A 14,634-nucleotide genomic window follows, 5' to 3' on the forward strand; every position below is an offset into this window, starting at 1 on the left:
CATGGCGTGGATCTACACCGCGACCAACGGCGCTACCATGGCCGCATGACCACCACGTTCTCCGTCCTCGACCACCTGCACATGGCCAACGCACTGCGCCTGGCCGAGCGCGCCGCTTACACCACCCGCCCCAACCCGATGGTCGGCTGCGTGATCGCCCACGGCGAACGCGTGGTCGGGCAGGGCTGGCACCAGCGCGCCGGTGGACCGCACGCTGAGGTGTTCGCGTTGCGCGAGGCCGGCAGCGAGGCCCGCGGTGCCACCGCCTACGTCACCCTGGAACCCTGCGCGCACTATGGGCGCACGCCGCCGTGCGCGCTGGCCTTGATCGAAGCAGGCGTGTCGCGCGTGGTCGCGGCAATGCGCGATCCGTTCCCGAAGGTCGATGGGGGTGGCTTCGATCTGCTGCGCAATGCCGGCATCGAGGTCGCCGAAGGCCTGATGGCGGCGCAGGCACGTGAGCTCAACAAGGGCTTCCTGTCGCGCGTGGAGCGCAATCGGCCGTGGTTGCGGGTGAAGCTGGCCGCCAGCCTCGATGGCCGTACCGCGATGGCCGATGGCAGCTCCAAGTGGATCACCGGCCCGGCCGCGCGCGAAGACGTGCAGCACTGGCGTGCGCGCGCGGGTGCGATCCTGACCGGCGCCGACACGGTGCTGGCCGACGACCCGATGCTGACCGTGCGCCTGGCCGATACCGAGGTGATGCCGCCACTGCGTGTGGTGCTGGATTCGCGCCTGCGCTCGCTGGAGTGCAGCCGCGTGCGCGAGGGTGGGGCACCGACGCTGTACCTGCACGATGCTGCAGTGAGTGTACCGGATGCGGCCGACGCCGAATTCGCCAGCGTGCCCTGCGTTGATGGGCGGCTGGACCTGGGCGCGGTGCTGGCGCTGCTGGCCGAGCGTGGCATCAACGAAGTGCATACCGAAGCCGGCGCCACCCTGGCCGGCGCCTTGCTGCGCGGCGACTGGGTAGACGAACTGCTGCTGTATCAGGCGCCTACGCTGCTGGGCGACAACGGTCGCCCGCTGCTGGCTGGCCTCGGCATCGATGCCATGGACCAGCAGCGCCGCCTGCGCGTGGTCGATCAGCGCCAGGTCGGCGAGGACATCAGGTTGCTGCTGCGCCCGTGATGGAATGACGCGGAACGGGGGCGACGCCCTTGTCGTCAGGCGTCTTCGTCGTCTTCTTCGCCGACGGGGCACTGGCCCTTCCACTGCTGCTTCCACAGCGCATGCAGGTTGCGGCAGTACGCACCCAGTGCCTCGCCCGGCAGTTTCTTCGCCTTCAATCGCAGCTGGTGACGGGTAAAACCGTCGTCGTACTCATGGGGCAATACCAACACGGCGCACTGATCGTGGTACATCAGGAACGCGTGGCAGTCGTCGTCTTCGCTCATCCACGCATCCAGCTGCCTGTCGCTCAGCAGGGTTGACTCGAAGGCAACTGCTGGGCGGACCGAGAAGGTCGTAATCCTGGACTTGGGTACTTTGGCTTCCCCGCACGCCGTCAGCGTCAGCAGCGCCATCAGCATGACCGTGGTCGACGTCGTACGATGTTTCATGCGGGTGCCCCGGTGGAAGAGGGCAACAGCATTGATCATGAAGGCCGCATAGGGCCATGCAACGGTTCTGAAAGTGCGGATGCAGTCGTCATCCGCGGCCGTGAGCCGAAATGCGGCCCCGCGCTACCCGGAATCGTCCGGCAGGTGCTCGTTCCATTCGAAGAACGGCAGGAAGGCGTCGGCCACCAGCGCCATCAGCGGGCCCGGATCGCGCACGCGCCATGCGCGGTGATCGCCATTGCGCTGGAAGATCAGCGTGCCGCTGCGTACGCGGTCGGGTGCGTTGTGCATCGCCGTCGTGTAAGCGGCCGCCAGGGGCGCGGACATCTGCGGCGGATGCGGCCCATTGAAGGGCACACGATGCTGGCGATACAGCGGTAGCAGGCCCGACAGATCCGGCAAATGGCAGCGGTAAGCCACTTCGGCAACGTCGCCGTCGTGGCCCTGTGGCCAACGCACCGCCACGGCCTTGCACTGCGCCGAGGCCTGCCGCTTGCGCAGCGCCTGCGCAGCAGCGGGCCATTCCGCGAGCTCGGGTGCTTCATCCAGTTGGCTTGCAGCCGTCAACGCGGCAACGAAGGCCTTTGCGTCATCCGTCTCCAGCTGCGCGGCCAGCGCCCTTTGCGCAGCGGCATCGCCATGCAGGATCACTTGTGCATGCAGATCGAACAGCTGCGCCGGCGATGCCGCCCCGGTACCGGCCAGCGCGCTGCCGGGAGCCAGCAGCAGTGCGGCCAGCCCCAGGTGTTTCAGCGGAACCATCTCAGGCGCACGCGTCGGTCCACATCATCTCGGCGATCGGGCGCAGCGCCTTGCACTCCTGCGTCATCTCATCGGCAGACTGCACCTGGGCCTTGGCCTTCAGTTCCTCGGCCATCGCATCCACGCCGCTGAGCTGGTCCGGCGCGATCTTCGTCACGCAGGCGCGGTGCTGCTGCAGCAGCAGGTCGCAGCCGGGTACGCCGGTCACCTTCGGTGCGTTGGCCGCCTGCGCGTCCTGCATCCAGTCCTCGAACGGTGCCAGTGCGCCGGCCACGGTGCCCACCAGATCGTCTAAGTTGCCGCTGTACCAGTAGCCGTTGTCCTTGGCCGGGTACAGGGTGAAGGTGCCGCTGACCGGTACGCGCGCACCGCTCTGCAGCGCCTGGGTGTAGGCGTCGGTGAACTGCTTGCGCGAGGCCGGGCTGGCGTCGGATGCAAGGCTGGCGGCGAACAGCGGGCGCACCTTGCCCAGGTCGGGCACCTGGCAGCTGAAGGTGATGCGCGCCAGCTTCTGGTCTTCGACGTACTCGTTGTCTTCGATCACGCTCTTGGTCGCGCGGCACTTCGAATCACGCAGGGCCTTGGCATACAGCGCTTCGGTGGCGGCCGCGTCGGCCTTTGCGCCGCTGCTGGCAAGCACGACCTGCCACGGTTCGGCCAGCGCCTTGGCCAATGCGCCCGGGTTCGGGGTTACCGCATCCTGGCCGTCGAAGGCGGGCTTCAGCGCATCGTTGAGGGTGCGGGTCGCGGCGGCGTCGTCTTCCAGCAGGACGCGCGCATACAGGTCGAAGGCCTGTTCGGGCGTCAGCGTGGCCGGGGCGGCGCTGGCCAGCAGCGGGGCAGACAGCAGGGCGCTGGCCAGCAGGGTACGCAAGGGGGTCTTCATGACGGAGCTTTCCTGTTCCAGAGGCGCGCAAGCCTAGCGCATCCAGCGCTACTTTCGATGGCGACCAGAGGTCACATAGCGGTGTACCCCGGCCAAAAAACGGGCCCCTTGCGGGGCCCGTTCGATCGCACGACGAGGAGCGATCGTTGGATCAGAAGCTGGCGCGCACGCCGGCCGAGTACTGGGTGACGTCGCGGTAGCCCGAGATCTCGCCCACCAGACCCCAGGTCTTGGTGAAGTTGATCTGGCCGCCGACGGTGCCGACCCAGGTGCCCTTGAAGTTGTTGCCGCCATCCATGTAGCCGGCCTTGGCCCAGGCTTCGGTCATGCGCGACGGCTTGCCGCGGATACCCATGGTGACGCGGCCCACGTTGGTGTGATCCTTCAGGCGATCCACCTGGCGGCCGTCGAACGACATCTTGAACTCTTCGTCCAGACGCACCCAGGCAGCATCAGCGGTGAAATCCACGCGATCGGTCCAGGGCATGTGATAGCCGATGCCCAGTTCCGGCGACTGCACCTTCTGCTTGATGCGCACCGCAATGTCGTAATAGTTGTGGTTGTAGGTCTTGGTGACAGCGGTGTAGCCGCCAAACACGTGCACCTGCTCGGCAATGGCTACCGAACCACGAATGTAGCCGCCGTCCAGCCTGGGCTTCGAGCCACCACCATTGTCCAGCTGCAGCTGCGTCCAGCCGCCTTCAACGTAGGTGTAGCTCAGGGCGTCGGCCGAAGCCGCGAACGGGGCGGCGGCCAGCAGGGCGGCCACGATCAGGATCTTGCGCATGGGAATTCCTGTGAGTTTCAGTCCATTGGCGGGCTGCCCTCCGGGCGACCCGTGACGACCTCATGTCGTCCGATGGTCGAGTTTAATGAAAATTTCACGGAATGCGAGAGACGACCATCACAGGCCGGGGCAGGCCGGGGTTGGGGGTCGGAGCCGTTTCCCATCGGGAAACGGCTCTGACCCCAGTGCTGCTGCGCCACCCGTCCCGGGGGTCAGAGCCCTTTCCTGTGGAAAGGGATCGACCCCGGTCATCCACCCCGTTCAGCCCGGGCTGGTACACTAGCCGCGCCGGTTCGCCGGTACACAAACGTCTTCAGGGCGGGGTGCAATTCCCCACCGGCGGTAGGTGCGCAAGCACGAGCCCGCGAGCGCCCCGGCCCACGGCCGGGGGTCAGCAGATCCGGTCCAATGCCGGAGCCGACGGTCATAGTCCGGATGAAAGAAGACGGTGCCACAGGGCTCATGCCCTGCGTGCGCCTGTTTGCCTTGCGGCGTTTTTCGCTCACTTTTCGCGGAGAACGTTTCTTGTTTACTGGAATCATCGAAGGCGTCGGCCGTCTGGCCGCACGCGAATCCATCGGCGGCGATGTCCGCTTCACCTTCAATGTCGGGAATCTGCCGTTCGACAACGTGCAGATGGGCGAGAGCATTGCCATCAATGGCGTCTGCCTCACCGTCATCGCGTTCGACGCCAGCAGCTTCCAGGCCGATGCCTCTACCGAGACCCTGGGACTGACCACGCTGGGCCAGCTGGGCGAGGGCGCGGTCATCAACCTGGAGCGCGCCATGCGCCCGACCGACCGCCTCGGCGGCCATCTGGTCAGCGGCCACGTCGACGGCCTCGGCCAGGTGCTGTCCATCCACGAAGACGCACGTGCCCAGCGCTGGCGTTTCGCCGCGCCGGCCTCGCTGCGCCGCTACATCGCCAAGAAGGGCTCGATCTGCGTGGACGGCGTCAGCCTCACCGTCAACGAAGTGGACGACGAGGGCTTCGAAGTCGCCCTGATCCCGCACACCGTGGGCAACACCGCCTTCTCCGCCTCGGGCGTGGGCAGTGCGGTCAATCTTGAAATCGACCTGGTCGCCCGTTACGTCGAACGCCTGCTGGGCGAAGGAGCACGCGCATGAATTTCGCCCCCATTCCGGAAATCCTGGAAGACATCCGCCAGGGCCGCATGGTGGTCATCGTCGATGACGAAGACCGCGAGAACGAAGGCGACCTGATCATGGCCGCCGAGCTGGTCAAGCCGTCGGACATCAACTTCATGGTCACCCACGGCCGTGGCCTGGTGTGCCTGCCGCTGACCCGCACCCGCGCCGCCGACCTCGGCCTGGCGCCGATGGTGCAGGCGAACACCGCGCAGTTCCAGACCAACTTCACGGTCAGCATCGAGGCCGCCGAGGGCGTCACCACGGGCATCTCGGCGCACGACCGCGCCCACACCATCCGCACCGCGGTGAAGCCCAATGCCAAGCCGTCGGACCTGCACCAGCCGGGCCACATCTTCCCGCTGATCGCCCAGCCGGGCGGCGTGCTGACCCGCGCCGGCCACACCGAAGCCGGCGTGGACCTGGCCATGCTGGCCGGGCTGGAGCCGGCCGGCGTGCTTGTGGAGATCCTGAACCCGGATGGCAGCATGGCGCGCCGCCCGGAGCTGGAAGTGTTCGCCCGCGAGCACGGCCTGAAGATGGGCTCCATCGCCGACCTGATCGCCTACCGCCTGGCCACCGAAAAGACCGTCGAGCGCGTGGACGAGCGCGAGATCGATACCGAATTCGGTCCGTTCAAGCTGGTGACCTACCGCGACCGCATCGCCCACGACCTGCATTTCGCGCTGGTCCGTGGCAACCCGGATGCCGAAACGCCGACCCTGGTCCGCGTGCAGGTGGAAAATCCGTTGGCCGACCTGCTGCACTGGCGCCGCGATGATTTCGGCGTGGCCGCCACCGATGCCCTGCGTGCGATCGATGCCGAGGGCGCCGGCGTGATGGTGGTGCTGTCGGCCCCGCGCGATGGCGAAGCCCTGCTGGCCCGCCTGCGCCAGCAGCCGGCGCCGGTGGTGCCGGGCAAGGACAAGGACGTGGGCCAGTGGCGCCGCAATGGTGCCGGCGCACAGATCCTGTCCGACCTGGGCCTGGGCAAGCTGCGCGTGCTGGGCACCCCGCGCCGCCAGATCGGCCTGGCCGGGTACGGCCTGGAAGTGGTGGAGACGGTCACCCTGTAATCGGTAGTGCCGGCCGCTGGCCGGCAACCGCATCCCCGGGATTGCCGGCCAGCGGCCGGCAATCCCGGTGGGTGCCGACCCTGTGCCACCGGTGGGGGCCGACCGTTGGTCGGCACGCCCCCAGGCCCCCATCGGCCACGGCCGGGGCCCATCCACGCTAGAATTACCCCCTTATCGAGTCCCCCAAGCCGCATATGAGCCACTACGAAGGCGATCTTCGCACTCCCGAATCGGCGCGCTTCGCCATCCTGGCCAGCCGCTGGAACGCCCGCATCACCGACGCGCTGGTCGCAGGCGCCCGCCTGAGCCTGGCCGGCAACGGCATCACCGAAGCCAACATCGACGTGATCCGCGTGCCGGGTGCCTGGGAACTGCCGCTGGTGGCCGCACGCCTGGCCGCCGCCCATGAACACGCCGCCATCCTCACCCTGGGCTGCGTGATCCGTGGCGACACCCGCCACTACGAACACGTGGCCGACCGCTGTGCCGAAGGCCTGATGCGCGTGCAGCTGGACTTCGGCGTGCCGGTGCTGAACGGCGTACTGGCGGTCGAACGCGCTGAGGATGCCGAGGCACGTGCCGGCGGCAGCCACGGTAACAAGGGCGAGGAAGTCGCACTCGCCGCATTGGAAATGGTCAATCTTCTGGAGCAGCTGCCATGAACAAGAACACCCAGGGCAAGCCCTCCGGTAAACCCGTCCGCCGCGATGGCGTCGATCCGGTGCTGCGCTCGCGCGCCCGTCGTCGTGCCGTCCAGGCCATCTACGCCTGGCAGATCTCCGGCGGCAACGCACAGTCGCTGATCGCCCAGTTCGCCCACGAGCAGGCCCGCGAGATCGCTGACCTGGCGTACTTCGAGGCGCTGCTGCACGGCGTGCTCGACAACCGTCGTGACATCGACGAAGCGCTCGGCCCGTACCTGGACCGTGGCATCGAGGAAGTGGATGCGATCGAGCGCGCGGTGCTGCGCCTGGCCGCCTACGAACTGCGCTACCGCCTGGACGTGCCGTACCGCGTGGTGATCAACGAAGCCATCGAATCGGCCAAGCGCTTCGGTTCCGAACACGGCCACACCTATGTCAACGGCGTGCTGGATCGTGCCGCCGTGGAATGGCGCAAGGTCGAATCGGGTCACTGACCCACCTGTGGTAGTGCCGGCCGTTGGCCGGCAGCTGCAGGGATCCTGAGGTTGCCGGCCAGCGGCCGGCACTACCGCCCACCGCGCCTTGCGCGGCACGTACAACAGCGGGAACGCCCCATGTCCCTGGCCGAATTCGCCCTCATCGACCGCATCCGTGCCCGCACTCTCGAGCGCGACGACATCCTGCTCGGCATCGGTGACGATGCCGCGCTGCTGCAGCCGCGCGCCAACGAACAACTGGTGGTCACCGCCGATACGCTCAACAGCGGCGTGCACTTTCCGGTGGAGACCCCGGCCTTCGACATCGGCTGGAAGACCCTGGCGGTCAACCTGTCGGACCTCGCCGCGATGGGCGCGCGCCCGGCGTGGTGCACGCTGGCACTGTCACTGCCGGAGGCCTCTGAAGACTGGATCGAGGCCTTTGCCGATGGCTTCTTCGCACTGGCCGACCAGCACGACATCACGCTGATCGGCGGCGACACCACGCGTGGCCCGCTGTCGCTGTCGGTGACCGCGATGGGTCAGGTCGGGCGTGGCCAGGCGCTGCGCCGCGATCGCGCGCAGGTGGGGGACGACCTATGGGTCAGCGGCACGCTGGGTGACGCCGCCGGTGCGCTGCGCCTGTGGCAGCAGGGCGCGCTGAGCGTAACCACCGCCACGCTGCTGGCCGACTACGAAAGCCTGCGCCTGCGCCTGCTGCGGCCGACGCCGCGTGTAACGCTCGGCCTGCGCCTGCGTGCCTTCGCGCATGCGGCGGTGGACGTGTCCGATGGCCTGCTGGCCGACCTCGGTCATATCGCCACGCGCAGCAACGTGGCCGCGCATGTTGACGCCGATTCGCTGCCGATCTCGCACGCGCTGCGTGAGCTGCTCGGCCGCGACGGTGCACGCGACTGCGCACTGCGCGGTGGCGACGATTACGAGCTGTGCTTCACCGCCGCCGCCGACCAGCGCGACGCGCTGCACTACCTGGCCGAATCGCTGGACGTGCCGCTCACCCGCATCGGTCGTATTGCCGAAGGGCAGGGCGTGCACGTGGATGGCGAAGCCGCCGTCGGCGGTTACCAGCACTTCGCGTAGCCGCAGCGGTACTGCTCTGGTGGGTGCCGACCTTCGGGGTGGGGTCAGATCGATGTTGCTCTGGTAGGTGCCAACCTTGGTGGGCACGAATGTGTCAGCCGCCCGTGGCAACACCGTGTCGACCAAGGTCGACACCTACCAACGCAGAGGCACCTCGGCATTGCTCTGGTAGGTGCCAACCTTGGTTGGCACGAATGTGTCAGCCGTCCGTGGCAGCACCGTGTCGACCAAGGTCGACACCTACCAACGCAGAGGCACCTCGGCATTGCTCTGGTAGGTGCCAACCTTGGATGGCACGAATGTGTCAGCCGCCCGTGGCAACACCGTGTCGACCAAGGTCGACACCTACCAACGCAGAGGCACCTCGGCATTGCTCTGGTAGGTGCCAACCTTGGATGGCACGAATGTGTCAGCCGTCCGTGGCAGCACCGTGTGGACCAAGGTCGACACCTACCAACGCAGAGGCACCTCGGCATTGCTCTGGTAGGTGCCAACCTTGGTTGGCACGAATGTGTCAGCCGCCCGTGGCAACACCGTGTCGACCAAGGTCGACACCTACCAACGCAGAGGCACCTCGGCATTGCTCTGGTAGGTGCCAACCTTGGTTGGCACGAATGTGTCAGCCACCCGTGGCAACACCGTGTCGACCAAGGTCGACACCTACCAACGCAGAGGCACCTCGGCATTGCTCTGGTAGGTGCCAACCTTGGTTGGCACGAATGCGTCGACCAAGGTCGACACCTACCGAAGCGGGGAGGTTACGCGTGCGGAACCGGCGCACCGAAGCGGTTGTCGCCCGGCGTGCTGGGCAGCAGCAGGAATACCAGCAGCACCAGGCTGACGAACGGCACGAATGCCAGCAGCATCCACCAGCCCGAGCGATCGGTGTCGTGCAGGCGGCGGATGGTCGCCGCAATACAAGGCAAGGCGAACACCAGCCACATCACCACGCTAAGACCGGTCGCGATGAGTGCCAGGCCCTGCGAATCGCTGTAACCGGCATAGAAGCTCAGGATGTACAACGGGATCGAAACGATCACGATGAACAACTGGAACCACCAGAACTCACTGCGGCTGGCGCGCCCGCTGAACTGCGCATAGCGGGAAAGCGGAATCATCATCTTGTGCATCTGGGCACTCCCTGAAAAGAAGGGCCCACTATTGGTGCGCCTGTAATGATGAACCATCGTAATCATTGCAATTGCGCGCAGCGTGCGACTGAAATGGGCGCTTGCCCGCAGTTCGCGTCGTTGGAAGCTCACGCCGCCCGCAACTGCACATCCACATACTCGGCCAGCCCTCGACAGGCCAGCAGCAGGCCCTCGCGCGCGCCATCGCCCATCTGCTGGTCAATATCACCGTCCACGCGGACGCGTTCGGTGGCGTGCAGTAGTTCCAGCAGGAAGCTCAGCCCCGCATTGGCGCGGTCGATGCGCGCCAGGGCCAGGCGTTGCCCGGGCGTGCGGTTGTTGCCGGGCCACGGCTGGCCATCGGCCGCATCGCCCTGGCGGATGTACTGCAGGCAGGCCTGCAAGGTGATGGCCCCGGCGCTGTTGCCGCTCTGTAGTGCAACGAACGTGTCTTCCAGTGTGCGCGCCAGATCATCCGGCAGGCGCGTGGCGGCGTCGCCCAGGGTGGCGAACAGGTGCGGGTAGGGGGAGGCGGTCATGGCGGCGTCCTTGTGCAAGCGGCAAGGGGCCACCCCGCTTAACAGCGAGGGTGGCGGACGGTGCGTGGTTCCAATACCGGTGGTTAACGTCGTCAAATGCCGGCGGGCACGAGGCCCCCACGCACCGCCCGCCATAGATGCACGGACAGATTGCCTGCCGACGCCACCCAACAAGGAAAGAGCGACGCCGGCAGGCAAGCGTAAACAACATTAACCAAACGGGATTGGAAGCCCGTGCCACCCGTTGTCGGTGGCGCTACATGATTTGCATGAAGGGCCACGTATGCCAATGAGAAAGATTTGAAAATTCGAAAACGTTACAGATGTGCGGCGCGCGCTTCAGTGTGGCAATTGCGACATTCCTTTAGAGCCGAGCTGGGACAGGAACTGAACAATGTCCACGTCTGTCGCGATCATCCATTGAATGACTGCGGCAGCGGTGGTGATGCTGTTAGGTCGTTCTCCACCCGTTGCCCATATGTCCCCTCCCGAACGTTCCCACAACGCGGCCATCGATGGCCTGCGCGCATTGGCGGTGCTGGCTGTCGTCGTCTTCCACACCAATGCGACGTGGCTGCCCGGCGGCTTCACCGGTGTGGACCTGTTCTTTGTGGTGTCCGGCTTCGTGATCAGCCAGTCGCTGGCCTCGCGCACCCATGCATCGCTGGGTGCCATGCTGCTCGACTTCTACCGTCGCCGCGTGTTGCGCCTGTTGCCGGCGTTGCTGGTGATGCTGATGGCGACCTTCGTGCTGTCGGCACTGTTCATCCCCCGCGCGTGGCGCAATGAGCAGTTCGACCAGACCGGTTGGGCCGCGCTGGTCGGCTTCAGCAACATCGTGCTGGCCGGCCAGCAGGACGACTACTTCTCACCCGGTGCTGAACTCAATCCGTTCCTGCATACGTGGACGCTGGGCGTAGAGGAACAGTTCTATCTGATTTTCCCGCTGTTGTTCTTCGTGTGGATGCGCGGGCGTGAGCGTTGGCCGTGGTCGCGTTGGCTGTTGCCGGTGCTCACCGTGTTGTCGCTGGCGTGGGCGGGCTGGCAGGCGAAATCGGCACCGGCGGCAGCGTTCTATCTGCTGCCGGCGCGATTCTGGGAGCTGGCCGCGGGCGCGCTGCTGTACCAGTGGATGCGTACGCGTACGCCGGGCCAGAACGGTGGCATGGTTGCGGCGGCCGGCCTGGCGCTGCTGGCCGCAGGCGTGGTGATCGCACCGCAGCTGGCGATGCCGGTGCCGGGCGTGCTGGCGACCGTGGCCGGTACCCTGCTGCTGTTGACCAGCGTGACCGTAAGCGGCACGTCCCGCATCGGTCGCGCGCTGGGGTGGGCGCCACTGGCCTATCTGGGGCGCCTTTCGTATTCGCTGTACCTGTGGCATTGGCCGTTGCTGGTGCTGCTGCGCTGGACGTACGGGCTGCATGGCCCGGCGCTGTGGCTGTATCCGGTGCTGCTGCTGGCGGTATCCGCTGCGTCGTATCACTTCATCGAGCGCCCGCTGCGCAGTGCGGCGCCGCTGCTGCGCCTGGCACCGGGCAAGGTGCTGGCGACGGCGCTGCCGGTGGTGGCGCTATGCGGCGCAGGCGCCTGGGCCACGGTGGAGTACCACGAGCAGGTCTCGCTGAGCGTGACCCGCGACGGTTATGCATGGCAGGCGCGCCGCTATCCGGCCTGGCGACCGCTGGAGCCGGTGAGTGCGCAAGCGCTCGACGGGCGGCGCCTGTTCGTGGTGGGCGACTCGCACGCGGCGGCGTATCGCACGATGACCAGCATGGTCGCGCGGCAGACCGGCATGGAGGTGCAGCAGCAGGATCGTGGCGGCTGCAGCTTCGTCAACCTGCTGCGGGCCAGCCCGCCGGACTGCCAGGACTTCATTGAGGACGCGTTGTCGACCATCGAGAACGAGGCACGTGCCGGTGACATCGTGCTGCTGGCGGCACTGCGCATGCCGGAGTTGCGTGGGTTCGATTGGCAGCAGCAGGACGCACAGCAGATCTATCAACAACTACTGGACGAGCGCACGCCGGCCCATGCGCAGGCGGCGCGTGATGAGGCTGATCGTGTTCTTGGGCGTTTGCAGAAGCTGGGCGTGCACGTGGTTGTGGATGCACCGCTGCCGTTGTTCAAGGCGGGTGCGTACCGCTGTTCGGATTGGTTCAATCGCCGCAATCCAGCGTGTGCCGGCGGTCTGAGCATGCCGCGTGCGGATCTGGAAATGCTGCGCGTGCCGCAGATGGCACTGCTGGCGGAGCTGGCTGCGCGCTATCCCGCGTTGACTGTGTGGGACCCGTTGCCGTTGCTGTGCGGGCCGCAGACCTGCTCGGCAGTGGAAGACGGTGAGCCGTTGTTCTTCGACAATGACCATCTGAGCGGGCATGGCAACCGCGTGCTGTTGCCCAGCTTCCGTCAGACCCTGATCGATATCGCGAGCGACAAGCTGTTGTAGAGCCGAGCACGACTCGGCTCTACAGGTAGGTGCGCGGCCTAAACCGGCGGCAGCACCTTGCCCGGATTGAGGATGCCGTCCGGGTCCAGTGCGGCCTTGATCGCGCGCATCGTCGCCAGCGTTTCCGCAGTGAACGCCTGCACCATGAAATCGCGCTTGGCCAGGCCAATGCCGTGTTCGCCGGACAGCGTGCCACCCAGCGCCAGCGTCAGTTCGAAGATCTTCGGCAGCGCGGCATGCGCGCGCGCGTTCTCGTCGGCATCCTCCGGGTGATAGAGGATATTGACGTGCAGGTTGCCGTTGCCGGCATGGCCGAAGGTGACGATGGTCAGCGCGTAGTCGCGTGCCAATGCTTGCACGCCGCCCACCAGTTCCGGGATGCGCGATACCGGGACCACCACGTCTTCATTGATCTTTCCCGGCGCAACGCTGCGCAGCGCAGGCGACAGTGCCTTGCGTGCGGCCCACAGCTGGTCGCGTGCACGGCCTTCCATCGCCACGTCCAGCTCGATCATGCCGTCGCCTTCGGCGGCGCTAGCCAATGCCTGCAGCAGATAGGGCAGGGTGTCGTGGTCACCATCGGCTTCGACCAGCAGCATCGCACCGGCCTCCGGCACGTCGGCACCATTCAGCCGCAGCAGCTCCAGGCTGCGCGCGTCCATGAATTCCAGGCGGGTGGGTACCACCGGTTGCGACATCAACCGCGACACGGCAGCGGCGGCGGCATCGGCATCGCGGTACAACACGCGCAGCCCGGCCTGGCTGACCGGCAACGGGGTCAGCTTCAGCGTGGCTTCCACGATCAGTGCCAGCGTGCCTTCGCTGCCCACCAGCAGATGCGTGAGGTCATAGCCGGTGGCGTCCTTGGTGTAGGCGCCACCGCAGCGGATCACGTCGCCGGTGCCAGTCACCGCCACCAGGCCCAGCACATTGTCGCGGCTGGTGCCGTACTTCACCGCGCGCGGGCCGCCGGCGTTGCAGGCGAGGTTGCCACCGATGCTGCAGATCTCGGCGCTGGATGGATCCGGCGCCCAGAACAGGCCGTGCGGGGACAGTGCCTGCTGCAGGGTCCCGTTGAGCACACCCGGCTGCACGATCGCGCAGCGATCACCGGCGCGGATTTCGACGATGCGGTCCATGCGGGTGAACGACAGTACGATGCTGCCCGGCTGCGGGACCGCTGCGCCGGTGGTGCCGGTTCCGGCGCCACGTGCGACCAGGGCCACGCCATGCGCGCGGCAGGCGCGCACCAGTGCCTGCACCTGTTCGATGTCGGCAGGCAGCGCCACCGCCGCCGGACGCTGGTGGCGCCACGAGTTGTCCTGCGCGTTGGCCTCCAGCGCGCCGTCATCCATGCGCCAGCCCTCCGCGCCCAGCAGGGCGGACAGTTCGGCAACCAGGGTGGCGGGCAGGGCAGGACTCATGACGGATCTCGTGGGGCAGCGGGAGCGGGTTGGATAAGTTTCCAGGCGACAACGGCGCCGGCCAGCGGCAGCCACACCCAGCGCAGTTCGGAGAGCAGGGTAGCCACGCCGCGTGCGCTGAAGAACTGTGGGGCAAACGGTGAAACGCGGATCGGTCGCCACGGTGCGAAGAAGCGGTGTTCACTCCACGGCCAGGTCAGCGCGACGCCGAGGCCGCCGGAGGTCATCGCATCCAGCAGCGGATGGCTGGCGGCGCAGACGAAGACGAACACCGCCGCTTGTACGGTCGATGCCACCGTTGGCCCTGCCTTGGTAGGTGCCAACCTTGGTTGGCACGAAACCGCCGACCAAGGTCGGCGACTACCAAAGAACGCCAACACCGCGGCCAATGCCGCCAGCACGCCGGCAAACAGCAGTGAATGACTGGCACCGCGATGGCCGAACGCATCGGCGTAGGGAATGTGCAGCGCGAAGGCCAGCACATCGGCATCCGGCAGCATCGCTGCAATCACGCCGGCAACCAGCAGGCGCGACGGGATGCGGCCACGATCAGCGGCGCACCAGAGCGCCAACGGCACAGCGGCATGGGTGATGATCGACGGCATCAGTCACGCACCGTGGTAGTGCCGGCCTGGCTGCGCTCTGGTAGGTG

15 protein-coding genes and 1 riboswitch are annotated in these 14,634 nt (G+C 66.8%); of the genes, 7 read left to right on the forward strand and 8 right to left on the reverse strand.

Annotated elements, in window-relative coordinates; translation table 11 throughout:
* The first annotated feature begins 45 nt into the window (after positions 1–45).
* Positions 46–1,131, forward strand: a complete 1,086-nt coding sequence (ribD, locus tag ACZK1G_RS03275; RefSeq protein ID WP_101764928.1) for a bifunctional diaminohydroxyphosphoribosylaminopyrimidine deaminase/5-amino-6-(5-phosphoribosylamino)uracil reductase RibD — start codon at positions 46–48, stop codon at positions 1,129–1,131.
* Between the two features lie 35 nt (positions 1,132–1,166).
* On the opposite strand, the gene ACZK1G_RS03280 is transcribed toward ribD, so the two are convergent.
* The 4 genes from ACZK1G_RS03280 to ACZK1G_RS03295 form a co-directional block, all read right to left on the reverse strand.
* Positions 1,167–1,601, reverse strand: coding sequence for a hypothetical protein (locus ACZK1G_RS03280; protein ID WP_233490833.1), 435 nt, complete (start codon positions 1,599–1,601; stop codon positions 1,167–1,169).
* Between the two features lie 84 nt (positions 1,602–1,685).
* Positions 1,686–2,324 (reverse strand): hypothetical protein, encoded by a 639-nt coding sequence (locus ACZK1G_RS03285; RefSeq protein WP_049443128.1) that lies wholly within the window; start codon positions 2,322–2,324, stop codon positions 1,686–1,688.
* A gap of 1 nt (position 2,325) precedes the next feature.
* The gene (locus ACZK1G_RS03290) at positions 2,326–3,210 is read right to left on the reverse strand and encodes a hypothetical protein (RefSeq protein WP_049443129.1); all 885 of its coding nucleotides are present in this window, start codon (positions 3,208–3,210) and stop codon (positions 2,326–2,328) included.
* A 151-nt stretch (positions 3,211–3,361) separates the two neighbouring features.
* Positions 3,362–3,997, reverse strand: a complete 636-nt coding sequence (locus ACZK1G_RS03295) for a hypothetical protein (RefSeq protein WP_049443130.1) — start codon at positions 3,995–3,997, stop codon at positions 3,362–3,364.
* Positions 3,998–4,302: 305 nt separating this feature from the next.
* A riboswitch (FMN riboswitch) is annotated at positions 4,303–4,448 on the forward strand.
* A 74-nt stretch (positions 4,449–4,522) separates the two neighbouring features.
* Here ACZK1G_RS03295 and ACZK1G_RS03300 point away from each other — a divergent pair.
* From ACZK1G_RS03300 to thiL, 5 genes are all read left to right on the forward strand, one after another.
* Positions 4,523–5,125, forward strand: coding sequence for a riboflavin synthase (locus tag ACZK1G_RS03300; RefSeq protein WP_049443131.1), 603 nt, complete (start codon positions 4,523–4,525; stop codon positions 5,123–5,125).
* A complete protein-coding gene (ribB, locus tag ACZK1G_RS03305) occupies positions 5,122–6,222 on the forward strand; it encodes a 3,4-dihydroxy-2-butanone-4-phosphate synthase (protein WP_049443132.1) in 1,101 nt (366 codons plus the stop codon). The genes ACZK1G_RS03300 and ribB overlap by 4 nt, the downstream gene beginning before the upstream one ends.
* Before the next feature lie 194 nt (positions 6,223–6,416).
* Entirely contained in the window at positions 6,417–6,884 is a 468-nt protein-coding gene (gene ribH / locus ACZK1G_RS03310) for a 6,7-dimethyl-8-ribityllumazine synthase (RefSeq protein ID WP_049443133.1), read from the forward strand.
* A complete protein-coding gene (gene nusB / locus ACZK1G_RS03315) occupies positions 6,881–7,360 on the forward strand; it encodes a transcription antitermination factor NusB (protein WP_005408062.1) in 480 nt (159 codons plus the stop codon). Before ribH ends, nusB begins: the two co-directional genes overlap by 4 nt.
* 120 nt (positions 7,361–7,480) lie before the next feature.
* Positions 7,481–8,443, forward strand: coding sequence for a thiamine-phosphate kinase (thiL, locus tag ACZK1G_RS03320; protein WP_101764929.1), 963 nt, complete (start codon positions 7,481–7,483; stop codon positions 8,441–8,443).
* Positions 8,444–9,201: 758 nt separating this feature from the next.
* Here thiL and ACZK1G_RS03325 read toward each other — a convergent pair.
* Complete coding sequence (locus tag ACZK1G_RS03325; protein WP_049443135.1) at positions 9,202–9,573, reverse strand: DUF805 domain-containing protein; 372 nt, start codon at positions 9,571–9,573, stop codon at positions 9,202–9,204.
* Between the two features lie 128 nt (positions 9,574–9,701).
* On the reverse strand, positions 9,702–10,112 hold the full coding sequence (locus ACZK1G_RS03330; RefSeq protein ID WP_049438571.1) for a hypothetical protein: 411 nt from the start codon (positions 10,110–10,112) through the stop codon (positions 9,702–9,704).
* Positions 10,113–10,536: 424 nt separating this feature from the next.
* Here ACZK1G_RS03330 and ACZK1G_RS03335 point away from each other — a divergent pair, with 424 nt between their 5' ends.
* On the forward strand, positions 10,537–12,558 hold the full coding sequence (locus tag ACZK1G_RS03335; RefSeq protein WP_101764930.1) for an acyltransferase family protein: 2,022 nt from the start codon (positions 10,537–10,539) through the stop codon (positions 12,556–12,558).
* A 38-nt stretch (positions 12,559–12,596) separates the two neighbouring features.
* Here ACZK1G_RS03335 and ACZK1G_RS03340 read toward each other — a convergent pair whose 3' ends face one another.
* Entirely contained in the window at positions 12,597–13,982 is a 1,386-nt protein-coding gene (locus ACZK1G_RS03340) for an FAD-binding oxidoreductase (RefSeq protein ID WP_049443137.1), read from the reverse strand.
* On the reverse strand, positions 13,979–14,587 hold the full coding sequence (locus ACZK1G_RS03345; protein ID WP_101764931.1) for a metal-dependent hydrolase: 609 nt from the start codon (positions 14,585–14,587) through the stop codon (positions 13,979–13,981). The genes ACZK1G_RS03340 and ACZK1G_RS03345 overlap by 4 nt, the downstream gene beginning before the upstream one ends.
* Between the last annotated feature and the right edge of the window lie 47 nt (positions 14,588–14,634).

This window comes from Stenotrophomonas sp. 109824_Sma (assembly GCF_056480025.1).